Origin of the sequence: Streptomyces sp. ID05-26A, assembly GCF_033794685.1 — a bacterium.
GTDB lineage: Bacteria > Actinomycetota > Actinomycetes > Mycobacteriales > Pseudonocardiaceae > Lentzea.
Window position 1 is genome coordinate 1,409,702 of record NZ_JARAYZ010000002.1, and the last position, 23,172, is coordinate 1,432,873.

Sequence of the window (23,172 nt, forward strand, 5' to 3'; positions counted from 1 at the left end):
GCAGAAGCGACCGTTCATATGAACTGGCCAGTGAAGGGTTCACTGGTTCGCATGACCGGAGCTTTTTGCGGGCATCGTGCTTGACATGTGCGGCTCTCGGCGGCGTAGACCGTCGAGGATGACGGCGACCAGTTTCCGGGCTCGAGTATCCCATTCCTTCTCGGGGACCCGCGATAACGCGCCGAGCAGCAGGATGACGTCGGTGGCGTCGATGTCGTCGCGCATCTCGCCCGCGGCGGTGCCCCGGTCGAGCAGTGTCGTGAGGGCCTCGTCGAGTCGGCCGTGGTGGTCGGTGTAGAGGTCCTGCCAGGCCGATGCCTCGATCGCGGCCATGACCCCGCGTTTGACCCGTGCGTACTCGACCAGCCGGTCCAGCCACAGAGTCAGTGCGTCCAGCGGTGAGTGTTCGGCGAGCAGTGCCGGAACGGCGTCGACCAGCTCGCCCATCTCGTGTCGGTACACCTCAGCCAACAGGTGCTCGCGGGTTGGGAAGTGTCGGTAGAGCGTGCCCTGCCCGACGCCCGCGGCCTTGGCGATCAGGTGCAGTTTGAGTTCCATGGCCACTTCGGGGGAGTCGCTCAGCGCCGCGCGCGCCGCAGCGACGACGCGCTCGCGGTTAGCGACCCCGTCCGAGCGGTGTGCACGAGAGGGCACACCCTCACCTCTTTTCTGACCGCAACAAGCAAGTGGACAACTGTCCGGTTAGCGTGGGAGCGTAACCGGACAGTTGTCAGCTTAGGTCAGGAGCAGGTCGATGAGTGGAGTGAGCGGCAAAGTCATCGCCATAACCGGAGCGAGCAGCGGCATTGGCGAGGCGACCGCGCTGGAACTCGCCGCACGGGGTGCGGCGGTGGTGCTCGGCGCCCGGCGCACCGACCGGCTCACCGCGCTGGCCGAACGGATCCGCGCCTCGGGCGGCCGTGCGGAGGTGGTGCCCACGGATGTCACCCGGCGCGCGGACCTCGAGCGGTTGGTCGCCGCGGCGGTCGATCGGTTCGATCGCCTCGACGTCCTCGTGGGCAACGCCGGGATCGCCAGGATCGCTTCGGTGGCCGAGCTCGACGTCGACGACTGGGACGCGATGATCGACGTCAATGTGCGCGGCGTGCTGCATGGGATCGCGGCCGCGCTGCCGGTGTTTCGCGACCAGGGGCGCGGACATTTCGTGACCATCGTGTCGACCTCCGGCCTGAAAATCGTCCCGACCCAGGCGGTCTACGCCGCCTCCAAGAACGCGGTCCGCACCCTGCTGGAGGCACTGCGGCAGGAGTCCACCGATGGAGTCCTGCGCACAACCTCGATCTCGCCAGGCTTCGTGAGCACCGAGCTCGTCGACTACCTCGACGACCCCGAGGTCCGGCAACAGGCGCAGAGCCGAATGCAGACGCTCGGCATCGAGCCCGGCGCCGTGGCGCGTGCCGTGGCCTTCGCCATCGAGCAACCCGACGACGTCGAGATCGGCGACATCACCGTTCGGCCCACTCGCCAAAACTGACCCCGGCCGGACTCGGCGCCGAGTCCGGCCGATATTCGGCAGGGCGATCGAGAGGGCGTCGTGACGGCCGCTGTCCGAAGTGGACTGCACGGATGTCCGAACTCGTGCGCACACCTGAGGTTCCGGTTCTGGACCCGGTCGTGAATCGGCAGCGCAGGACAACGCCTCCCACCCGAATGTCGACCCCGGCGACCGTCCTGTGGACCGACGCGACCTGGGTGGTCGACTCCACCCCGGTCGAATGCGGCCGCTCCCGCGAGACCACCAAACGCTCTGAACCGGCCAGCCCATCACCCGGCCCCTGATCGCCTACGACTCTCATGGCCGACACCTGCGGCATTGCGAGATCTTCCAGTTGGTCATGGCACAGCGGAACTCCTGCCGGACCGGAGCGCATCCATTGCCGAGCACTGGAAGCGTGCCGCCAGGCCGTTCAGAGGTGTGTGCGAACCGGTCAGTTCGGTTCCGCAGCGCAGGCAAGGTCGTGCGCCGGGCGTTTTCCGGTGGCCAGGAATGCCGTCGCCGCGCTGTTCGCGCACTTGTTGGTACCGAAAAGGTAGACGCCGTGTCCACCTCCGTCGACCGTCACCATCCGAGCCCGGTCACCGAGCGCCTGCCGCATCTGCCGCGCGCCGACCAGCGGCGTGCCGGGATCGCGGGTGTACTGCACCAAAAGCACGTTCGACGGGCCGCGGTCCCTGACGCGCACCGGCGGTTCCACCGGGTCAGTCTGCCAGTACGCACACGGCCTGATGCTCGCTGAGGCCGCGCCGATCAACGGGTGGCGAATCCGGTCAACCTCGACGTTGCGCTGGTAGGTGTGGATCGATCGCGGCCAGCGAGTATCGGCACAGGCCACAGCGAGGTGACTGGAGATGGCGTTGTCCAGGCTCATGGTGGGGTCGTTCACCGGAGGTGGCGGTTGGTTCGTGTCAATGGCCTTCCAGACCTCGGCCAACGCGGGTAGTTGAGCATCGTTGTAGAGGAAGGCCAAGGTGACCCACCGGAACAACGAGCCGTCGACTCCCTGAAACGGTGCCTTGTCCAGCCGCGCCGCGAGGGCGAAGTACTTCGCCCGCACCTCGGCCGACGTGGCGCCCAGGCCGTATTCGGGGTGAGCCGCCACGAAGTCCGCGAAGTCCGGGAACCGATCCTCGAGGCCCTTGGCCATCAGGCGCACGGCCGTGGCGTCGAAGCCGGTCGGAACAAGGTTGCTGTCAAGGACGATCCGGTCGCTGTGGTGCGGGAACAGCGTCGTGAACACAGCACCGAGGTGGGTTCCGTAGGAATAGCCGAGATAAGAGATCTTTTCCTCGCCCAGCGCCTGGCGGATCCGATCCATGTCGCGCGCGGTGTTGGCGGTGGTGGTGTGCGGCAGCATCCACGCCTGCGCGGATCCGGCGCACTGCCTGGCGATCGCCTCCGCGACGCTGGCTTGCTTCGCGACGTCGGCCCCGTTGTCCGCGTAAGACGGATGAGGACCGTACTTGGTCTGTTCGGGCGTGAGTCCACACGTCACCGGCGTGCTGCGGCCGACGCCACGCGGGTCGAAACCGATCACATCGTAGGCGTCCAGCACGCTCTGAGGCAGTCCCGCCTCCTTGAGGCCGAAAGGAAAGTCCAGAGCGGGTGAGGCTCCCGGGCCGCCAGGGTTGGTCAGCAGCACGCCGCGGCGTTGGGCGGGGTTCTTGCTCGCGAGCCGGGAGACCGCGATTTCGATCTTCCGGCCGTTCGGGTCGTAGTAGTTCAACGGCACCTGGAGTGTCGAGCACTCCAGCCCCGGTGCGCCGACGTCTTCCGGGCACGGGCTCCAACTCAGGGTGCGTGGTGGCACCGGAGTCGCTGCCACCGGGAGCACGCCTGCTCCCATGACCGAGACCACAAGGGACATGAGCAATGTTTTGCGCATTTGTTCTCCTTCACAACGGCACCGCAGGGCTGAGCCGACCGCAGTGACTTCGCCTGCCTGCGCATCGCAGGACGACGGCAGTGGCGGGAACAAGCGGGCCTGGTTGTCGCCAACCAGAAGGGCGACCACCGCACAGGCGTGCCCGTCGTCGGCGATTGCGGTTACTTCGGGATGAGGTAGATGACTTCCAGCGCTTCATAGACCGCACCGACGAAGAACACCGCTGCGGCGGCCACGGTCAAGGTCACCGTTGCGCGAACGCCGCTCTTGTAGCCCGCCCACCGGGAAGTGAGACCGGACGAATGGGGCCACAGCCACCTCCGGCCGTGCACGTAGACAGCGAGGATGACGAGAACGTTCGCCTGGCCCTCGATCAGCAGCGTCAGGTAGTGCGGCAGGACGGACATGTCGTGCTCGGCCGGCGTGTAAAGGAATCCCCAGTAGACCGCGCGGTAGCCGACCAGCGCGATGCCGAGGAAGGGCACGACGAAGGACGGCAGAGTGGTCAGCAGCACGCTGGCGCCGAGATTGACCGCGAAGGTGATCGCAATGGCGAGCAGGACGTTCTCGGTGTCGTAGGCCTGACTGATGGAGGCACCGAGACCTGGTTGAGACAGCTGTTCACGAGCGTCAGCGATCGTTGATTCGTGCAAGGGCGGATGAATCGCCGCCGCGAGCATGCCCACGGCCATGGCCCCGTAGAAGCCGGCGTTCAGCCACAGGTAGGCCTTCTTGTACTCGCTGAGGAGGCTGGGCAGGTTGCGGAACGGGTTGAGGCGGGAGAGCCCGGTCTGCTTCCGGCCGGAGTTGGCAGAGTTGGCGCGGGTGTTTCCGGGTGCCGGGAATTCGCTCGTCACAGTCGGCCATCCGAACCCGACGCTGCCGGAGCCAGAGTATCGAGCGCGGCCGCAACGATGTGCGACCGCCATTGCCGGGTGTGATCGATTCGCACCGCTTGCGTCGCGGCCGCGGTGAGACCCGCCATCGCGCTGATGACACGCACCATGCGCTCGTCGTCCACGTTCGCCGGATCGATGCCCAGCGAGATGACCAGCGACAGCCCGATTTCGGCGAGTTCCTGGTCGACATCACCGCTGTCGACCAGGGTGCTGGCGAACGCCGACACACCAGGGAAAGCGAAGGCCAGGTCAACGAGGCCCTCCACGACCGCCAGATCCCGCTCGCTCCCCAGAGGGACCTCTTCCACCGCACCGGTGAGTGCGGCCACCTGGTCGCGACAGGACTGCACGACAGCCCGGTAGAGCGCGTCCTTGTTCGGGAAGTGGTGCAGGAGACCAGCCTTCGTGTACCCGACGGCGTCAGCGATCTGCTGCAGGGAGGTGTTCGCGAACCCGTGGCGGGCGAACAGCGCGGCGGAGCGATCGAGGATCTCGGCATCGATCTGTGCCTTGGTCGGCTTGGGCATGGCCGGAACGATATCATCACATCTACCGATTCGGTAGATGTCCTACCGAATCGGTAGATGTGATGCACGATCCGCATCCCGTGAACCTGGCCTGGGCGCGGCCGCGAGGCCACCAGCCGGCCCCCGGCAACCGCACGCAGACGGCTCCAACATCCGCCCCGCAACGGGACTGAACGCAGGTACAACACCAGGAGGTACACCCGCATGCACCACCTCAGGCCTTGTGCAGCTCCGGCAGTGGGACGGAGCACCGGCAGAGCATGTTGACGTGGCGCCGCACGAACAGCGAGAGCCGGGCCACGTCCGCTTCCGCCGCGCCCGTGAGGCCCGCAGGCTCCTCCCCGACGCGCAGGCCGCGCTCGAGCGCGCCGACATGGCCATGATGAGCCTGGATCCGACCGGTGGCGGCCGCACCCCTGGACCATGCGGTGGAAACCTGCGCTGAACGCGTTCGAGATCGCATTGAACGGCCGCCGGGCGTTGTGTGCGGCCACCAACTCGTCGTTCGAGTCGCGTTGGCGACGAGCATCAACCCTCGGCGATGAGGCGGCCGAGCCATTCTCGGAGCAAATGCAGTTCGGCGGTGGTCAGTGCGGTTTGTTCGTCGAGCGAAGCGCGCAGGGCACGTGCGGCTCCGACAGGGCCGGGTTCATGAACCGTTGGTGACGCTTGGGTGGTTACTGCCGTGATCATGGCCTCGCGCAGGGTGACCAGCAGTGCTGGGTCCCGTTGATCCTCGGGTAGGGAGAGGGCTGTGAGAACGGCGCCGCGGGCGGTGGCGTGGATGGCCTGGACCGCGAGGTTCTCATCGACGCGAAGCAGACCGTGGGCCGCGATGCGTCGGATCCGCTGGAGCAGCACTTCCATGCTCGCCTGGAACGCGACCGAGTCGACTTCGACAGACCCGCTGTAGGTCAGCGTATACAGCGCGGGGTTGTCCAGTCCGAACCTCACCGCGAGGTCCCATCCGGCTCGCAGGGCGTCGACGGGGTCCTGGCAGTCCAGTTCCACTTGCTGGTGAGCGTGCAGGTACGCGGCGAAGCCGGCCTCCGCGACCGCTTTCAGCAGTCCGTTCTTGTCGCCGAAGAACCGGTAGATGGTCGGTGGCTGCACCCCGGCGGCGAGCGCTACCGAGCGAGTGGTCACCGCGTCGCGGCCGCCGGACGCGAGGAGGTCGACAGCCGCTCGGATGATCTCCCGCTTGGCCTGGTCCTTGCTTCCCGCAGCGGGATCGGGCTCACCGACGCTGAGGTCGTTCCTGCTGTGCGGCGTCATGTATCGATGGTAACACAGTCTGTTTCCAGCGATATTATCAATGATACGGTCTTGGTGAATCATTGGAAACGCCAGCAAGGAGCAGTCCAGATGATCATCGTGACCGGAGCCACGGGTCGACTCGGAAAGCTGGTTGTCGAGGGCTTGCTGACGAGCGTGGCCGCGAGCCACATCGGCGTCAGCGTCCGCGATCCAGCGAAGGCCCAGGCGTTCGCCGACTTGGGGGTGAGGGTGCGCCATGGCGACTTCGCCGACCCGTCGAGTCTTCGTGAAGCCTTCGAAGGCGCCTCCCAGGTGCTGGTCATCTCCAGCAACTCCGCCGGTGCCGGCGCTGTAGAACAGCACCGCAACGCGATCGACGCGGCGGTCGCCGTCGGCGCACGCCGCATCCTCTACACGAGTCACATGGCGGCCAGTCCTCATTCGGCGTTCGCTCCCATGGTCGACCACGCCGCTACCGAGGCCGTGCTTCAAGCCTCAGGGGTGCCGTTCACCTCGCTGCGCAACGGGTTCTACGCCGAGAGCGCGGTCCAGTTCCTCAGCCGGGGGCTGGGAAGCGGATCACTCCCACTCCCCGAGGACGGGCCGGTGTCCTGGACCGCGCACCCCGACCTCGCCCGTGCGGTGGTCATCGCCCTCACCGAGGAAGGCCGGCTCGATGGCATCACGCCGCCGCTGACCTCCTCCGAGGCGCTCACCTTCCACGACCTGGCCATGATCGCGTCCGAGATCACCGGGCGGGCGATGTCGCGCACGGTGATCAGTGACGAGGACTTCAGGCGCAGGGGCATCGCGCACGGACTACCGGAAGCCCAGGTCGACATGGGAGTCGGCATGTTCGCCGCTTCCCGCGCGGGTGAGTTCTCGGCAGTGGATCCGGCCCTCGAAGAGCTGCTCGGCAGTCCTCCTCGGACGTTCCGGGACGTCCTGGCGGAGTCGCAGGCAGCGCAGGCGGATTGACGGACCGGAACGCACCGGCTGCAAGCAAGTGTTCCGACTCAAGGAGAAGATGCATGAGCACTGCTGGGCAATCCGACGGCCTTTCCCGGTTCGACCCGGAGGCTGTCCGCGCAAAGTACCTGCGGCACAACAAGAGTCGTGTCACCCGAACAGTGGATGATCAGCTTTCTCGTGCGAGCAGGCCGGTGGCCGACGGCGACCCGTTCGTCACTGTGCGGACCGAGCGCGAACCGCTCCTCGACGAAGTCGACGCGATCATCGTGGGAGGCGGGTTCGGCGGGCTCGTCACCGCGGCACACCTGCGCAAGGCGGGCGTGCCGCGAGTGCGCGTCATCGAGGCCGGGTCCGGCTTCGGCGGCGTGTGGTACTGGAACCGCTACCCCGGGGCCGCCTGCGACACCGAGGCATACGTCTACCTTCCGTTCATCGAGGAGGTGGGGGTCATGCCGAGCGAGAAACACCCTGGCGCGGCAGAGATCCGTGATTACGCCGAGCGGCTCGCCGATCACTTCGGTCTCAGGGGCGACGCGTGCCTCCAGACGCGCGTGACCGAAGCCCGGTGGGAGGCCGACGCCGGCCGGTGGGTGGTCAAGACCGATCGCGGCGACGAGATGCGCGCCCGCTTTCTGTGTGTCAGCGCCGGCAACCTCGACCGCCCCACCATCCCCGACGTGGAGGGCCTCGACAGCTTCGAAGGTGCTGCCTTCCACTCCAGCCGATGGGACTTCACCTTCACCGGTGGTGACGGCCCGGACGGCGAAATGACCGAACTCGAGGGCAAACGTGTCGCGGTGGTCGGCACCTCGGCCTCCGCGATCCAGTTCGTCCCTTACCTGGCGCGGTACGCGCGGGAGGTGACGATTTTCCAGCGCACGCCGAGCATCGTGCGCCCACGTGGCAACCGGCCCACCGATCCCGGCTGGTACCTGGCCCAGCCTCCTGGATGGCAGCGGGAGCGCATCGAGAACATCATGGCATCGGTGGAGAACCCGCCGGGGCACAAGCCCGAGCGCCTCGTCGACGACGCTGTTCTGAGCTTGAGCAGGCTGGTGGCGGACTGGGCACTGAACCCACCTCCCCAGGTCGCGGCCCACGTCGAGGGCGCCGATCCCGCCACACGGATGCTGATCACCAACTACGCCCTGATGGAGAAGATCCGGGCCGAGATGACGGCTCTGGTCGACGACCCCGTCACGGCTGAGCTGGTCATGCCCTACTACAACTTCGGGTGCAGCAGGCCTCAGGTCAGCGACACCTACCTGCAGGCACTGAACCGGACGAATGTCACTGTGGTCGACACCAGGGGCCGCGGGATCGAGCAGGTGACGCGTCGGGGAATCATCTGCGGGGGCAAGGAATTCGAGGTCGACTGCATCGTCTTCGGCACGGGCTTCGACATCGACGGTGGTCGTGCCCCCGCGGGGAAGTTCCCGATCGTCGGGCGCGACGGGCAGGTGCTGGCGGACAAGTGGGCCGGCGGCGTCCGATCTTTGCACGGTGTCCATGTCGCGGGCTTCCCGAACTTCTTCACGGTCGGCACCATCACCCAAGCGGCGCTGTCGTTCGTCTTCACCTACCAACTCGACCAGCAGGCCCAGCACGTCGCCACGATGATCCAGCGTTGCGCCGAGCATCGCATCGCCAGCATCGAACCCACGCCTGAGGCGGAGGCCCGCTGGGCGGAGGAACTGACGAGCAGAATCGCCGCGGTCGACCTCGACTGCCCGCCGAACGACCTCGTCACGTTCGTCCGGTCCGGCCATCCCGGCGGAGGACTCATGTACGGCAAGGTGCTTCAGCGGTGGCAAGCCGACAACGGCTTCGAACGCGACCTCAAAATCCGAGAATTCCAAGAAGGTTGAGGGTTGGGCAAGTGACCTGAGGCCTTCGTGGTCGACCACCGGTCGGCGCTGCACCACTTCGTCGGCTTGGCTGAGGTGAGTCCTGCACCTTGAACGGCCACCGCGATTCCTTCGACGACCACCATGTCCAGGCAGCCGCAGTGGGACGGAAGCGGTGCAACTCATGTCGAGGCTTGTTCGGCGCGAGCGCGTCACCGCGTCCATCCCCTGCTCGTGGTCGGCTGGTCGCACCACGCCCGAGAACTCACTGAACAGGACACCGAAGTACTGGGTGTTCGCTATTTGCGGCATGTGGTTGTTGTCGGGACGCACCTGCAGCCAGCGGCGGAGGGACCCAGCCCGGCAGGCTGGGTCCCTTGTGGACAGTTCTTTCACCGCCGGGGGAGCCCCCGCCGGTGGTCGTGAGACAGCGACTGGGGTCGCCGCCGGCCCAGGCGCTGGTGTCCAGCCAGTGGCTGAATCCCTGAGGACCGCGTCGTTCAAGTTCGTCGAGACAGTCCGCTCTGGCGCGGCTCCTCAGACAGGACACGGCACGGCCACATCCCGAGTGCGAGCCGTGACCACCACGATGCGGCCGTCCTCCGACACGTCCTCGATGACCAACGCTGCCAGACCGGAAAACACCGTCCCCACAAAGAGAATCAACAGACATCACAAGATCATGATCGCGAACAGCTATTCGCCGTCACCACCGACCACGAGCCGGAGAAGGAGGGAGTGTCGATGTGTTGATCCACCTCGATCAGCCTGGCATCAGCACGGCCCGGCAAGAGGTCTTCCAAGACCCGCAAGCCAGACCCGCAGCTACACCGTCATCTGCGAAGAGCCGATAACGGTCGCCCGGCGCCGGGCCGGATCGACGCCGGCGGTCTTGAGGATCTCCCACAACGTGAATGCGTCGATACCCCACGCGGGGTTCTCAGTTGCCAGACACAGGACGAGACGGTGAATCGAAGCAAGTGTGCGCGGACGTCCGAGCGCTCGGTTCACGCTTGATCGGGCACGGCGGCGCCTCAGGTCGCGATGCGACCTCAGCACTGTGTCCGGGCTGATCAGCAGCCGGAACCGATGCAACCTCACTCGGGCCAGAGGCACGAGAAGAGCGCGAGCTACGCCCTGTCCTCCGGCCGCAGTCGGGGCGCTGATCGCCGAGCTGTCTGCGCAAGACCGCTACTTGATGACGTAGCGCGAGAATCTCGACGTCCTTTTCAGGGTCGGTCATGCGCAAGCGTGGGAGACGGCGAGTTGTGCGAAGCGGACCAGCACGAGCTGCGATCATGCCGGATGAGGACCGGAAACAGATCGGTGCTCACTGACCAGCAAGGACGTGCTTCTCGGCACATACAGCCTTCCCGCAGTACAACCGCAATCCCGGCACCGGTGAACCGCGGGCCACGGCGGTCACGCTCAGAGTGGCGGAGCAGCAGGTCCTGCACGGCCCCGCGCACCCTTCCGCGGTGATCCTGCCCGTCAGCACGCGGCGGTCGGCTCGCTGACTCACCTTCCCTCGGCACCGCCACAGCCGGAGGCGGTCACCAGGCAAGCCCCAGCGTGGAGATGTAGTTGTTCAGCGCCCCGGAGATCAGCCTGTGGTCGCGCTGCGAGAAGTGCCAGTCGCACCCGAGCCGGTCCAGTGCCGAATCGGCGTAGTTCCAGTAGCGCACTCGGCTGTCTCCCCGGTTGTTCCGCTCCTGCGCGACCTGCCGGACGGCATCGGCGAACGCGCCCGAGGCCTCGCCGAGGCTCACCAGGATCGTCGCGCCGGAACCGTGACGGGCGCGCAGCTTGTCGAGGAACCCGTGGTAGGCGGACTTGTACGCGGAGACGAGACTCTGCTGGTCCGGCCACTGCTCACCGGGCTTGAGCGCGGTGGAGAAGTCATTGGTGCCCAGGCCGACCACGACCAGCTGCGGCCGCCACGTCCCGGGGTTCTGCCACACGTCGCCGTTGACGTTCAGCAGCGCCCGGTCGTAGTAGGTGCGGTAACTGGTGCCGGGCTCACCGCCGTTGTAGTTGCGCACCATGCCACGACCGGAGAAGGCGTTGATCTGGTAGTCGGCGTTCACCGCGCGGGAGGTCAGCGCGCCGAAGCTGAGGTCGGAGTTGGTGTTGCGGTCGACGCCACCGTTCGCGGAGCAGTCGCGTGTGGTGGACAGGTTGCCGTAGCCCGCGGTCAGCGAGTCGCCGATGAACTCGATCTGCCGGGCCCGCCGGTCGGGCCTGGTCAGCACGGCGCCGCCGGACACGGCGACGAACCCGCCGAACTCCGCTGCGGCCCAAGGACTTTCGGACCGCTTGACGAGCCGCACGCGGTGCTCGGCGTTGCTCAGATTGCGCACCCAGTACGTGGTACGGCCCGGTTTCGTGAGCGTCGCAACGGTTCTGCCGTCGATCTGCACGTCGTAGTAGCTGTTCGCGTCGTTGAGCGAGATCCCGACTCCGGTTCCCCGGAACCTGCCCTCGAAGTAGACGCCGGGCCAGGAGAACTGGCCCTGCGCCGTGACCCGGCCCGCGGTGTGCGCCTGGTCGAGCGCACCTGGCGCGGCTTGAACCGCCGGCGCACCCAGCAGAGCCGCGACTAGGACGATCAACGTTGTGCGGATCATGCGATCGCTCCTGTCATGGTGTTGCCCGACTTGGTGAGTGCCCGCGCCATGTTCCGAAAACTGGCACGGCGCCTTGTGGTCGTCAAGACACCGAAAAGGAAATCGATGCGCTTCGACGAATTCGGTGTTCAGAATCGTCGAACAGGAGCGAACGAATTCACTCGCACGGCTCGACGTCGTGCACACGCCGAAGGTGCGCTCCTGCGCAACGCGCGTCGGCGAAGAGGTAGCAGGACCCGCGCCGGTCAGGAAGTCCGGTTTCCAGGAACGCTCCCGGAAACCGAACCGCAGTCCTGTGGGCGAGCCAGAGCTCAGCCGTAGATCGTGGCCTGCCTCGAGGTCTGCCGGACTCCGTTCGCGCCGTTCAGGAACCGCTGTCCCCATGGCGTCAGCCGCGACGGGTTGAACGAGTAGACCAGGTCGAGGTACTCGACGCCGCCACCGTTGCCACTCCACGACCACCCGATGTACCCGAGACCGCGGGACTGGGCCTGCGCCATGATCGTGTTCTCGTCCGGGTCACCATCGCTGTGGTTGTGTCCGAACTCGCCCACCACCAATGGCAGTCCTGCCGAGCGGAACGCGTCGAAGTACGCGTTGATCTTCGCCGCGGTGTTGTAGACGCCGTACATGTGGATGGAGAACACCGTGTTGCGCTGCGGGTCGGAGTCGAACACCGATCGGGCGTTGGTGCGCATGATGTTCTGCCAGTCCTGACCCCACATCGGCGCGTCGGCCATCAGCAGGTGCTGCAACCCGGCGCCGCGCAGCTTCCTGATCGCGCCCGTCGTCGAGCTGGCCCACCGGGAGCTCACCGAGGCGTTGTTGCCGAACGGCTCGTTGCCGAGGTTGATGATGACGTAGTTTTCCTGGCCTTTCAGGACGTTCGCGATGCCGACCCAGTAGTTCGCCGCCTGGTCCAGGGTCGCGGCGCCACCCTCGTCGCCGTACCCGGTGGTGTCGTGCACCTCGAGCACGCAGATCAGCTTGTTCTGCTTGCACAGTCCGATGATCCGCGAGACCTCGGACGCCGGCGTCGCGGCCGCGCGCTGTCCGCTCTGCATCACGACCCGGATGGTGTTGGCACCGAAGGACTTGATGTTCGCCCAGGCACTCGACTGGCTCTGGTACCAGGCGTATGGGTGGTTCACGCCGCGCATGACGAAGTTGGAACCGTTCGCCTCGACGACCCGCGTGCCGTTCACCCGCAGACCGACGGCAGCCGCCGAGACGTCTTCGGACCGCACGCTGCGCAGCGCTGAGACAACGGCGGGGTACCAGCGCCTCTCCATCTTCTGGATGCCGCTGGTGCCGTTGGGGTGCACGCCGTCGGTGGTGTCCGTGGCGGTGTTGAACCCGGCCCACTGGTCGACCACGGTGATCGGAGAGGCCGCGGTGCTGTTCGCCCGCGCCCAGCCGGGAATCGCGTTGTTCAGCGCCACGACCCTCTGCGCGCAGGCCGAGCAGTTGGCCGGGGTCATCGGGATGATCTTCGCGACGACGAGCTTCATCGCCGGGTTGCTGGCCCGCATCTGGCCGAGCAACTTGCTGTAGGCGTTGAGGATCGTCTGCGCCGGGATGTTGCTCCACACGTCGTTGGTGCCCAGGTGCATCAGCACGACGTTCGGCCGGGTGGCGTTCAACCACCCGGGAAGCTGGTTGTCACGCGCGATGTTCGTGGCCAGGTAGCCGCCGTGGCCCTCGTTCTCACCGTCGTAGGCGAACCCGCAGCCAGGTGCCCGCAACGTGCCGACGAAGTCCACGTTGGTGTAGCCGGTGTCGCGCAGGTGCCGCCAGAGCAACGCTCGCCAGCACCCCGGCGAGCCGGTGATCGAGTCGCCCAGCGTCATGATTCGCGTGGGCGCCGCGGCAGTGGTGTCAGCGGCAGCGGAAGCGTTCGGAGCCGCGGCGAACAACATCGACGCGACCAGCGCGAGCACGATCATGAGGCTTTTTCTTATGGCCACGAGACCTCCATCGACACCAGGATGACAACGTTGTCAGGTCCTCACAGATCGAGAATCTGTGAACGTGCTCCTGAACAATGCGGCGGCAAGTTCAGATGGAACCGCACATCAGTGATCGAATCAAGATCTCCCGCAATCTCTACTGGGAATGTACGGCAATCGCGCTCGAATTCGACAGAGTCGTCGAATAGGTAAGCGGTTCCATTCGACAACGGGTATGTGATGGTGCGCCAATCGCCGCGGCAAAGCGTGTTCGCTGCCGATGTCTGGCCGCGCAGTCCCCCGCCGGCCCCTCCACAACCACGATGGGCATGGTCGGGCACCCGATGCATGAACCAGGCGAACGGTGCCGGCAGAACGCGACTCGCCCGCGTCCGGCATCGGCGTTCGGTCAGGAACCGGATCGTCGACCAGTGGTGCTCTGCCTCGCGATGAGGCGGTGGCCGGCGCGCACCTCGATCCCAGGCAGGGCCCCGGCGCTGTCGATTCGTTGCAGCAGCCTCGAGACCGCGGTCGAGGCGATGGTCGTCTTGTCCGGAGAGATGGTGCTGATGGTCGGGTTGGAGTAGCGGCCTTCCTCGATGTCGTCGTATCCGATGATCGCGATGTCCTCCGGCACGCGCACTCCGCGTTCGAGTGCGGTGTGCAGCGCCCCGAGAGCCACGAGGTCGCTGTAGCAGAACACGGCGTCCGGTGGGTCGTCGCGATCCAGGAGCCGGTGCATGGCGTCGGCACCGTCGGCCCGGTTGAACCGCGGGGTTCGGACGATGAGGGATTCGTCGACCGGCAGACCCGCTTCCTGATGGGCCTGGCGGAAGCCGAGGGTCCGCAACTGGGCCGCCTCGCCGGTGGGATAGGGCTGGTCGCCGATGGCGGCGATCCGGCGTCTGCCCAGGTCGATCAAGTGGCGGGTGGCTTCCCGTGACGCGACCACGTCATCGATGCCCACGTGGTCGAAGACGCCGTTGGAGGTCCGTTCGCCCAGGATGACCAGTGGCAGGGTCGGGTCGTGGTCGGAGAGGTCGGCTTGCGCCAGCCCGAGCGGGCTGAGGATCATGCCGTCGAAGGCGAACCCGCGCGCTCCTCGGCGGATCAGGTCGCGTTCGTGCGCGGGATCGCCGTCGGTCTGGTCGACCAGGACGGTGTAGCCGCGTTCTCGTGCCCTCGGGATGATGCCCTGGAGCAGTTCCGCGAAGTAGGGCGTGTCGAGGTAGGGCACGACGACCACGATCTGCCCGGACCGGCCGTTGGCGAGATTGCGGGCCAGCACGTTGGGGCGGTAGTCGAGTTCGGCGATGGCGCGCTCGACCTTGACGCGCGTGCGTTCGGTGACCCGCGCGTAGCCGTTGACCACGTTCGACACCGTGCGGGCGGAGACGCCCGCGAGCTCTGCGACGTCGCGCAGGGTGGCATCGCGCATGACCCTCCTTCGTCCTGATCAGCGCGCGTAGGCCACATGCGTGCTGCAGCGCTGCAAAGAGTGTGCACGGGTGTGCGGTGTCGAAACAACTCGGCCCGTTCGACTGAACCAATCCAGCTCCACATCTCGTTTGAGTTTCGATCAGATGAGGTCTTGCAGCGCGGCAAAATGCGGTCCATAGTCCTTTGCAGCGCAGCAAACCTGGTGCTGCGGTGGCGGCGGCAGTCGGATCTCGACCGCTCGGCCGTCCGTTGCGCAGCAGCTCTCGATGTCGTTCGCGTGTCTGACGTGGTGCGCGAAACACGAAATGGTCCTCATCCGCTCACCGCCTCGGTGAATGGCGGCTCCCGCGTGTCTTGCGGCGTGCTGCACGAGAAAGGCGCTGTTCATGCTCGGTTACGGCACGTTGCGAAAAGCTCCGCGGAGGATCGCGTCGGCGCTCGTCATCGGTGGTCTGCTGGCTGTCGCGGCCTGTAGTGGCCCGGCCGGAGACGAAGAGGAACCGGGTGCGAACGGTCAGCCGACGCGCGTGTCGGTCTGGGCGTGGTACCCCGAGTTCAAAGGGGTCGTCGACGCGTTCAACGCGTCGCACAAGGATGTCCAGATCGACTGGACCAACGTCGGTACGGGCCCGGACCAGTACGCCAAGCTCAAGACCGCGTTCACGGCGGGCACCGGCGCGCCCGACGTGGCGATGGTCGAGTTTCAGGAGATCCCGACGTTCGTCATCCTGGACGCGCTGGTGGACATGGGCCAGTACGGGGCCAACGACGACGAGAAGCTCTATGCCGAGTGGGCCTGGAGCCAGGCCACCGATGGCGACAAGGTTTACGCCATCCCGGTGGACGGCGGTCCCATGGCGTTGATGTACCGCAAGGACCTCTTCGACCAGCACCAGATCCCGGTCCCCACCACCTGGGCCGAGTACGCCGACGTGGCGGTCAAGATCAAAGCAGTCGACCCCAACGGTTTCATCGCCAGCTTCGGCAGCGACGGCGGTTGGATCAACGGGCTCATGTGGCAGGCGGGGTGCAGGCCCTACGGCTACTCCCAGGCCGTGGCCAAGGACAAGGTGAAGATCAACCTGACCAGCCCGGAGTGCAGGAAGGTGTTCGACCTCTACGGCGGCCTGGTCGACAAGGGCCTCATGGCCAAGGACCCGTTCTTCACCGCCGATGCCACCGCGGCGCTGGACTCCGGCAAGTACTGGACGTGGGCCGCGGCCGGCTGGACCCCTGGCTACGTCGCCGGGTCGCTGAAGAACACCGCGGGCAAGTGGGCGGTCGCGCCGATGCCGCAGTGGACCAAGGGCGCCGACGACCAGGGCGACTGGGGCGGTTCGACCTTCACGGTGACGAAGCAGGCCAAGAACAAGAAGGCCGCGACCATCGTGGCGAGGGAACTGTTCGGCGCCTCGAAGCCCGCGTGGGACATCGGGCTGAACAAGGCGTTCCTCTACCCGCTCGTCAAGGGCGTCGCGAGTGACCCGGCGTTCACGGGTAAGAGCTACGACTTCTTCAACGGGCAGAAGGTGAACGAGATCTTCGTGCCGGTCTCGGAGAAGCTCGGCGAGTTCCAGTACACGCCGTTCCAGGACTTCGTCTTCAGCGAGCTCAACGATCGCAGCGCCGAGGCGATGGCCGGCCGCAGGCCGTGGAGCACGGTGCTCGACGAGACCCAGAAGAACGTCGTCAAGTACGCCGAGCAGCAGGGCTTCACCGTCACCCAGTAGCCCCTCGATCACCATTCCAGGAGGTTCCTCGTGACTCGGGCTCTACCGATCACGGCACCCCAGGCGGACGGACCGGCGACGAAGCGCCGGTCGATCGAGCGCCCGCCGAGGCGTTCGTCGCGGCGCGTGACGGCACACCCGCTCGCCGGAGCACTGTTCGTCCTGCCGTTCTTCCTCGTCGTCGTCGCCTTCCTCGTGGTTCCGCTCAGCTACGCCCTCTACCTGAGCTTCTTCACCAAGAGCCTCGTGCTGGGCGAGCGCTTCAGCGGCCTCGACAGCTACGTGCGTGCCTTCAGCGATCCCCTGCTGCTCGACGGACTCGTGCGAGTGGTCCTGTTCGGCGTCGTGCAGATCCCGATCATGCTGGGCATCGCGCTCGCCGGAGCACTGGCGCTCGACGCGATCACCACCCGGTTCGCGATGCTCTACCGGCTCGTCGCCTTCATGCCCTACGCCGTGCCCGCCGTCATCGGCGCGCTCATGTGGGGATTCCTTTACAGCAAGACGTTCGGACCCTTCTCCGGTCTGTCCACACTGGTCGGCCAGGAGCCCATCGACTTCTTCAGCGGCTCCCTGCTGTTGTTGTCGCTGGGCAACATCGTGACCTGGGCCTGGACCGGCTACAACATGATCATCATGTACTCGGCGCTACAGGGCGTGCCCCGCGAGATGTACGAAGCAGCGGTGATCGACGGGGCCTCGCCCGTGCAGATCGCCTTGCGCGTCAAGGTTCCCGCCATCAGGCAGGCCATCTCCCTGGCCGCGATCTTCACCGTCATCGGCACCATGCAGTTCTTCACCGAGCCACAGATCATGGCCCGATTCGCACCGCAGATCTCCGCCGGATACACGCCGAACCTCTACGCCTACAACCAGGCGTTCGCCTACTCGAACTTCAACTACTCCGCCACGATCTCCTTCACCCTCGGCTTCGTCGTGTTCGTCGTGGCGTACGCGTTCGTGTTCGTCAACCGACGTCGAGGGGCGACCTCATGACCACGCTCACCGCACGCCGCACCGCGAGGAAGTCCCGCCGGTTCGGGGAACCGAGCCCGCACCTGCCGCACGCCGTGATGGCGGCGGGCATGCTGTACTTCCTCGTCCCGCTGGTCTGGGTCGTCATCGCCGCCACCAAGAGCCAGCCCGACCTGCTCAGCAGCCCGGCGCTGTGGTTCGGCGACGAGTTCAGCCTGTTCGACAACGTGGCCCAGCTGTTCCGCGAGGACGGCGGCGTCTACGGCCAATGGCTGTTCAACACCGCGTTGTACTCCGGTGCCAGCGCTGCCGGGGCGACCGCGCTCGCCGCGGCCGCGGGATACGGACTCGCGCGCTTCTCCTTCTGGGGCAAGCGATTCTTCGAGACCGCGCTGCTGGGCATGATCATGGTGCCCGCCACGGCGCTGGTCCTTCCGACCTACCTCATCCTGTCCAACCTCGGGATCGTCAACACCGTCTGGGCCATCATCCTGCCGTCACTGCTGAGCCCGTTCGGCGCCTACCTCATCCGGGTCTACGTGGCCGAGAGCGTGCCCGTCGAGCTGATCGACGCCGCGCGCATGGACCGGGCGAGCGAGCTGCGGATCTTCTGGCAGATCGTGGTGCCGATGATGCGCCCGGCGATCGTCACCGTCTTCCTCTTCACGCTCGTGTCGACCTGGAACAACTACTTCTTGCCGCTGGTGATGCTCAGCGACTCCACGCTCTACCCGCTGACAGTCGGGTTGACCACGTGGTTCAACACCGCGCAGCAGGAAGCCGGCACCAGGGTGCTGTTCAACCTCGTCGTCACGGGTTCGCTGCTGGCCATCGTCCCGCTGGTCATCGCCTTCGTACTGCTCCAGCGCTTCTGGCAGAGCGGTGTCGGCACCGGCGCCCTGAAGTAGTCCCGTCCGTCCGATCCGCGACCACCGCAGGAGAACCGTGCTCACCGCCTCCGCCATCCTCAATCCCGACTACGTGATCGCGCCGGTTCGACGCAGGCTTTTCGGGTCGTTCGTCGAGCACATGGGCCGTTGCGTCTACACCGGTATCTACGAACCGGGACACCCGACCGCCGACGAGGACGGCTTCCGTGGAGACGTGCTCGACCTGACCCGCGAGCTCGGAGTCGAACTGGTTCGCTATCCGGGGGGCAACTTCGTGTCCGGCTACCGGTGGGAGGACGGGATCGGCCCTGTCGCAGATCGCCCGGTCCGCCGCGACCTCGCGTGGCACAGCATCGAGACCAACGAAGTAGGCATCGACGAGTTCGTCCGGTGGGCCCGCAAGGCCGACGTCGAGGTCATGTACGCGGTGAACCTCGGCACGCGGGGCGTCGCCGAGGCGCTCGACGTCCACGAGTACCTGAACCACGAGGGCGGCACGCACCTGTCAGAGCTACGCCGCGCCAACGGGTCGAAGGCGCCCCACGGCGTGCGGATATGGTGCCTGGGCAACGAACTCGACGGGCCGTGGCAGACCGGACACAAGACCGCGCACGAGTACGGGAGGCTGGCCGCGGAGACGGCGAGAGCGCTGCGGCAGGCCGAACCCGATCTCGAGCTCGTCGCGTGCGGCAGCTCGAACTCGGGAATGCCGACCTTCGGCGAGTGGGAGGCAACCGTCCTGGAGTTGACCTACGACCAGGTCGACCACATCTCCTGCCACGCCTACTACGAGGTGCTGGACGGGGACGTCGACAGTTTCCTCGCCTCGGCCGTGGACATGGACTACTTCATCGACAGCGTGGTGGCCACAGCGGACGCCGTCGGCGCGCGGCTGAAGAGCGGCAAGCGGATCGGCCTGTCGTTCGACGAGTGGAACGTGTGGTACCAGAAGCGCTTCGCGGCCGACCCGCCCGTGGAGTGGGAGATCGCGCCGCGGGTCATCGAGGACCAGTACGACGTCGTCGACGCCATCGTGGTCGGCAACCTGCTCATCTCCCTGCTACGCCACAGCGACCGGGTGTCGGCCGCGTGCCAGGCGCAGCTGGTCAACGTCATCGCCCCCATCCGCAGCGAACCCGGCGGGCCCGCGTGGCGACAGACGACCTTTCACCCGTTCTCACTGACCTCCCGACTGGCTCGCGGCCACGTGCTGCGGGTGGAGATCGCGTCGCCGACCTACAGGACCGCGCGCTTCGGTGACGTCGCTGTGGTGGACGCCGTCGCCACCCACGACCCCGACACCGGCGACACCGTCGTGTTCGCCGTGAACCGCCACCGGTCCGAGCCCGTGGAACTGCGGATCGCCCTCGCGGCCTTCGGGCACGTGGAGGTGGCCGAGGCGTGGACCCTGTCCGACCCCGACACGTCCGCGACCAACACCGAGACCGACCCGGACCGGGTCGTACCGCGCACGCAGACCACCGACATCATCGACAACACCTTGAACGTCGTGTTGTCACCGGTGTCCTGGAACGCCGTGAGGCTCATCAGCCGCCCCTAGCCTCGACGCGGAGGAAGACCACCGTCCGCTCCCCTGTCCCCACGCCCACGAGCGCGCGAGCTGGGCGAGCCGCGTCTCGCCCAGCTGCTCGACGGCGCCCTCTGTGTATCGGCGCCGAGCTCGCGTCGGCGTCAGTAGCCGATCCGGAAGGTGGCGTCCTGGCGATCCACCGCCGGTGACGCGGCCGAGATCGGGTCGATGCGCAGCACGTCGTTGGCGTGCCGGAGGTGGCGGTCGGGGAAGTTGTGGGAGCGGAACGAGGTCCACGCCGGGTCGGCCAGGCCCGCGACTCGGTGGAAGGTGGCGTCGGCGGCAAAGGTTGAACTGCCGTCGTTCGCCGACAACGCGAGCACGTAGTTCGCGTGACGCAGGTAGCGGTCGGGTTGATTGACCGAGCGGAACGACACCCCTGCCGAGGAGGCCAGGCCGGGGACGAGCTGCCACATCGAGTCCTGGTACGGGTCGAACGGGTAGGGGTCGATACGTCCGGCGTTCCCGGCGTGGCGGATCAGGCGGTCGGGGAAGTTGTAGGACTTGATCCGACTCCAGGTCGGTGCTCCCCACCGGCTGACCAGATTGGTGTACTCAGTGGTGGTGATGCCGCAGATGGTGGGGTGCTTGGCGTTGAGCGGCTGCGCGTACTGGGCTTTGGTCAGTGGTGACCACGAGTCGGTGTTGACGTTGCCGGAGCGCCAGGCGTAGAGCTCGCCGTTGACCGGGGAGAACGAGTCGCCCCACAGCCACCACTCGTTGCGGTCGTGGGCCTTGACCACGATCGGGGCCTCGATGCCTCCGCTGACCACGCCCGCGGTGTAGGTGCCGCGGTCGAAGCTGCGGGGATTCAGCGTGGACGAGCGCGCGCCGTAGAGACGGCCGTCGGTGAAGCTCTTGTAGTACAGGTAGTTGGTGCCGTTGCCGACGTGCATGGTGGCGTCGAGGACGTTGAAGCCGGGGTCGAAGAAGAGCTGCGGTGACGACACCGTGACGAAGTCGTTGGTGTAGTTGACGTAGAAGGCGTCGCGACCGCCGCTGTTGGCCGAGTAGAGGATGCCGTACTGACCGCGCGCGGCGTCCCAGAACGCTTCGGGCGCCCAGGTGTGGGTGGGCATCGAGTGCATTTTCAGGCGACGGTAGCCGGTGAACGAGCGCAGGTCGGCCGAGTCCCAGGCGTGGATGTACTGGTTCTGCCGGGTGAAGTCGGTGCCGGTCAGGTCGGTGGCCAGGACGACGAACCCACCGGACTGCTTGCGCATGATGAACGGGTCACGCAGGCCACGGGTGCCGGCGGTCGGTGTGGCCACGGGATTGCCCTGGTTGAGCGGCATCCAGTTCAGACCGTCCGTGCTGACGGCCAGGTGCAGGGCGTAGCGGTCGGCGACCTTGTTGGGCGATTCGGTGAAGTAGCCCATCACGTAGGCTGCGTCGCCGGGCGCGGCGAGTGCGGTGAACCGGTTCGTGGCCGCCAAGGCCGCCGCGGCCACTCCACCGGCGAGGAAAGCGCGTCGTTTCAGCACTGATCTTCTCCTGTTCGGAGCGGTGAGGGTGGTGGCCGGTGGCGACAGGTCGCCACCGGCCACCGAAGGATTGGCCTGTCAGGCGGCGGGTTCGCCGGAGGGGGCGGCCAGCTGCGTGCCAAGGCGCACCGGGGTGCCGAAGTTCGGTGTCCCGTCGGCGTTCCAGGTGAACTTCTGGGCTCGGGTGGAGCGGTTCATGTCGCAACCGCCGGAGGCCGAGTCGTTGGCGTGGTAGACGATCCAGTCCTCGGTGCCGTCCGGTGACTTGAAGAAGCCGTTGTGGCCTGGGGCGAACACGCCGTTGCCGTCGTTGCGCTGGAACACCGGGTTGGGCGACTTGGTCCAGTGCGACTTGTTGAGCGGGTCGGTGCCGGTGAGGGTGAGCAGGCCGAGCTTGTAGTCAGGGCCCCAGCAGGCGCTGGCGGAGTACACGATCATGGTGCGGCCGTTGCGGTACAACGGTTCCGCGCCTTCGTTGACCGCGCCGGTCTGCCGCTCCCACGCGAGCGTGGGCTGGGAGATCGTGCGACGTGCGCCGCTGATCGTGTACGGATTGGACAGCGGGGTGATCGTCAGGCTCTGGGTTCCGTCGATCGCGCTGCCCATCAGGTACAGCTTGCCGTTGTGCTGCAGGATGCTCGCGTCGAGCTCCCAGGTGCTGCCCAGGTCTGCCTTGAACGAGTAGGGGCCCATCGGGTCGGTGCCCGCGGACTCCAGCACGTGCAGGCGCTGGGTGGGGTTGTAGTCCGGCACGTTCTGCCCTGCCACGTAGTACAGGTACCAACGGCCGTTCAGCAGGTGGAACTCCGGCGCCCACATGTTGCAGCAACCGTTGGGGCGGCCAGCGAGGTTGAACACCACGGTGTCCGGGGCACTCGACAGGCCGGCCAGTGTGCGGGACCGGCGCATGGTGATCGTTGAGTTCCACGTCGTCGTGGCCAGGTAGTAGTACCCGTTGTGGAACTGCAGCCACGGGTCGGGGCCGTTGCGTTTGATCGGGTTGGTGAACGTGCCCGCGCTCGACCCCAGTTTGACCATCTGCCACTGCTGGTTGGCCGCGCCCGTGTCGGGCCATTGGATGAGCTGTGCGCCGTCGGAGTTGGAGAAGTCGAGTACGTCGACGGCCTTGCCGCTGGCACGGTTGAGCAGGCGTACGTGGCCGCCTTCGGAGTCGGCGAGGCGGAACTGCTGGCCGGTGCGGCCGGCGTCGGTGTTCTGCACCAGTCCGGTGCGGTCGGTGGTGGAGGAGAAGTCGAGGACTTTCCCGCTGTGGCGGGATTTCAGCCGGTAGTAGCCGCCGCCGGAGTCGACGAACTGCCACTGCTGCCACGCGCCGTCGTTGCGGGTGAACTGGGAGATCCGGGCGCCGTCGCCGGTGGCCCGTTCGTAGACGTCGAGTGCTTTGCCGCTGTTGCGGTTGACCAGGACGTAGGTCGCGGTGGTGTCCACAGTGGCCGCGGACACGGCGGGCGGCAGGACGGCGGTGGCGCCGCCGAGCAACGCGGTGGTGCTGACCAGGACGAGAGAGGTCCGCCATCGTCGACGCGGACCGCTGGTGGTGGTTGTCAAGGTGTTCTCCC

17 protein-coding genes and 1 pseudogene are annotated in these 23,172 nt (G+C 66.6%); 8 read left to right on the top strand and 10 right to left on the bottom strand.

What is annotated here, in order from left to right; translation table 11 throughout:
* Nucleotides 1-39 precede the first annotated feature (39 nt).
* A complete protein-coding gene (locus PV646_RS22170) occupies nucleotides 40-654 on the bottom strand; it encodes a TetR/AcrR family transcriptional regulator (protein WP_500344078.1) in 615 nt (204 codons plus the stop codon).
* A gap of 100 nt (nucleotides 655-754) precedes the next feature.
* Between PV646_RS22170 and PV646_RS22175 the strand changes: the two genes are divergently transcribed.
* Nucleotides 755-1,495 carry an SDR family oxidoreductase gene (locus PV646_RS22175; RefSeq protein WP_500344079.1) on the top strand — a complete coding sequence of 247 codons (741 nt, stop codon included), beginning with the start codon at nucleotides 755-757 and terminating at the stop codon, nucleotides 1,493-1,495.
* 191 nt (nucleotides 1,496-1,686) lie between these two features.
* Nucleotides 1,687-1,779, top strand: a pseudogene (locus PV646_RS22180) (IS982 family transposase); the annotation flags it as partial.
* A 170-nt stretch (nucleotides 1,780-1,949) separates the two neighbouring features.
* On the opposite strand, the gene PV646_RS22185 reads toward PV646_RS22180, so the two are convergent.
* The 4 genes from PV646_RS22185 to PV646_RS22200 all read right to left on the bottom strand — a co-directional run bounded on the left by PV646_RS22185 (nucleotide 1,950) and on the right by PV646_RS22200 (nucleotide 6,105).
* Entirely contained in the window at nucleotides 1,950-3,404 is a 1,455-nt protein-coding gene (locus PV646_RS22185) for an alpha/beta hydrolase (RefSeq protein ID WP_500345060.1), read from the bottom strand.
* Nucleotides 3,405-3,565: 161 nt separating this feature from the next.
* Nucleotides 3,566-4,333: a hypothetical protein gene (locus tag PV646_RS22190; protein WP_500344080.1), complete on the bottom strand. Its 768-nt coding sequence runs from the start codon at nucleotides 4,331-4,333 to the stop codon at nucleotides 3,566-3,568.
* A complete protein-coding gene (locus tag PV646_RS22195) occupies nucleotides 4,258-4,830 on the bottom strand; it encodes a TetR/AcrR family transcriptional regulator (protein WP_500344081.1) in 573 nt (190 codons plus the stop codon). The genes PV646_RS22190 and PV646_RS22195 overlap by 76 nt, the downstream gene beginning before the upstream one ends.
* Nucleotides 4,831-5,358: 528 nt before the next feature.
* Entirely contained in the window at nucleotides 5,359-6,105 is a 747-nt protein-coding gene (locus tag PV646_RS22200) for a TetR/AcrR family transcriptional regulator (protein WP_500344082.1), read from the bottom strand.
* Between the two features lie 90 nt (nucleotides 6,106-6,195).
* Here PV646_RS22200 and PV646_RS22205 point away from each other — a divergent pair, with 90 nt between their 5' ends.
* Nucleotides 6,196-7,065, top strand: a complete 870-nt coding sequence (locus PV646_RS22205) for an SDR family oxidoreductase (RefSeq protein WP_500344083.1) — start codon at nucleotides 6,196-6,198, stop codon at nucleotides 7,063-7,065.
* Nucleotides 7,066-7,118: 53 nt separating this feature from the next.
* Nucleotides 7,119-8,927 (top strand): flavin-containing monooxygenase, encoded by a 1,809-nt coding sequence (locus tag PV646_RS22210; protein ID WP_500344084.1) that lies wholly within the window; start codon nucleotides 7,119-7,121, stop codon nucleotides 8,925-8,927.
* 1,532 nt (nucleotides 8,928-10,459) lie between these two features.
* Here PV646_RS22210 and PV646_RS22215 read toward each other — a convergent pair.
* From PV646_RS22215 to PV646_RS22225, 3 genes are all read right to left on the bottom strand, one after another.
* The gene (locus tag PV646_RS22215) at nucleotides 10,460-11,533 is read right to left on the bottom strand and encodes an SGNH/GDSL hydrolase family protein (RefSeq protein WP_500344085.1); all 1,074 of its coding nucleotides are present in this window, start codon (nucleotides 11,531-11,533) and stop codon (nucleotides 10,460-10,462) included.
* Nucleotides 11,534-11,844: 311 nt separating this feature from the next.
* Entirely contained in the window at nucleotides 11,845-13,500 is a 1,656-nt protein-coding gene (locus PV646_RS22220; protein ID WP_500344086.1) for a cellulase family glycosylhydrolase, read from the bottom strand.
* A 391-nt stretch (nucleotides 13,501-13,891) separates the two neighbouring features.
* Nucleotides 13,892-14,920, bottom strand: a complete 1,029-nt coding sequence (locus PV646_RS22225; RefSeq protein WP_500344087.1) for a LacI family DNA-binding transcriptional regulator — start codon at nucleotides 14,918-14,920, stop codon at nucleotides 13,892-13,894.
* A 388-nt stretch (nucleotides 14,921-15,308) separates the two neighbouring features.
* Between PV646_RS22225 and PV646_RS22230 the strand changes: the two genes are divergently transcribed.
* From PV646_RS22230 to arfA, 4 genes are read left to right on the top strand one after another with little or no spacing between them, the layout of a single operon-like run.
* Nucleotides 15,309-16,652, top strand: a complete 1,344-nt coding sequence (locus PV646_RS22230) for an ABC transporter substrate-binding protein (RefSeq protein WP_500344088.1) — start codon at nucleotides 15,309-15,311, stop codon at nucleotides 16,650-16,652.
* Between the two features lie 30 nt (nucleotides 16,653-16,682).
* Nucleotides 16,683-17,648 (top strand): carbohydrate ABC transporter permease, encoded by a 966-nt coding sequence (locus PV646_RS22235; RefSeq protein WP_500344089.1) that lies wholly within the window; start codon nucleotides 16,683-16,685, stop codon nucleotides 17,646-17,648.
* A complete protein-coding gene (locus PV646_RS22240) occupies nucleotides 17,645-18,535 on the top strand; it encodes a carbohydrate ABC transporter permease (protein WP_500344090.1) in 891 nt (296 codons plus the stop codon). The genes PV646_RS22235 and PV646_RS22240 overlap by 4 nt, the downstream gene beginning before the upstream one ends.
* Before the next feature lie 37 nt (nucleotides 18,536-18,572).
* On the top strand, nucleotides 18,573-20,078 hold the full coding sequence (gene arfA / locus PV646_RS22245; RefSeq protein WP_500344091.1) for an arabinosylfuranosidase ArfA: 1,506 nt from the start codon (nucleotides 18,573-18,575) through the stop codon (nucleotides 20,076-20,078).
* Nucleotides 20,079-20,209: 131 nt separating this feature from the next.
* On the opposite strand, the gene PV646_RS22250 is transcribed toward arfA, so the two are convergent.
* Both PV646_RS22250 and PV646_RS22255 read right to left on the bottom strand, forming a co-directional pair.
* Nucleotides 20,210-21,592, bottom strand: coding sequence for a glycoside hydrolase family 43 protein (locus tag PV646_RS22250; protein ID WP_500344092.1), 1,383 nt, complete (start codon nucleotides 21,590-21,592; stop codon nucleotides 20,210-20,212).
* A 78-nt stretch (nucleotides 21,593-21,670) separates the two neighbouring features.
* Entirely contained in the window at nucleotides 21,671-23,161 is a 1,491-nt protein-coding gene (locus tag PV646_RS22255) for a family 43 glycosylhydrolase (RefSeq protein WP_500344093.1), read from the bottom strand.
* Between the last annotated feature and the right edge of the window lie 11 nt (nucleotides 23,162-23,172).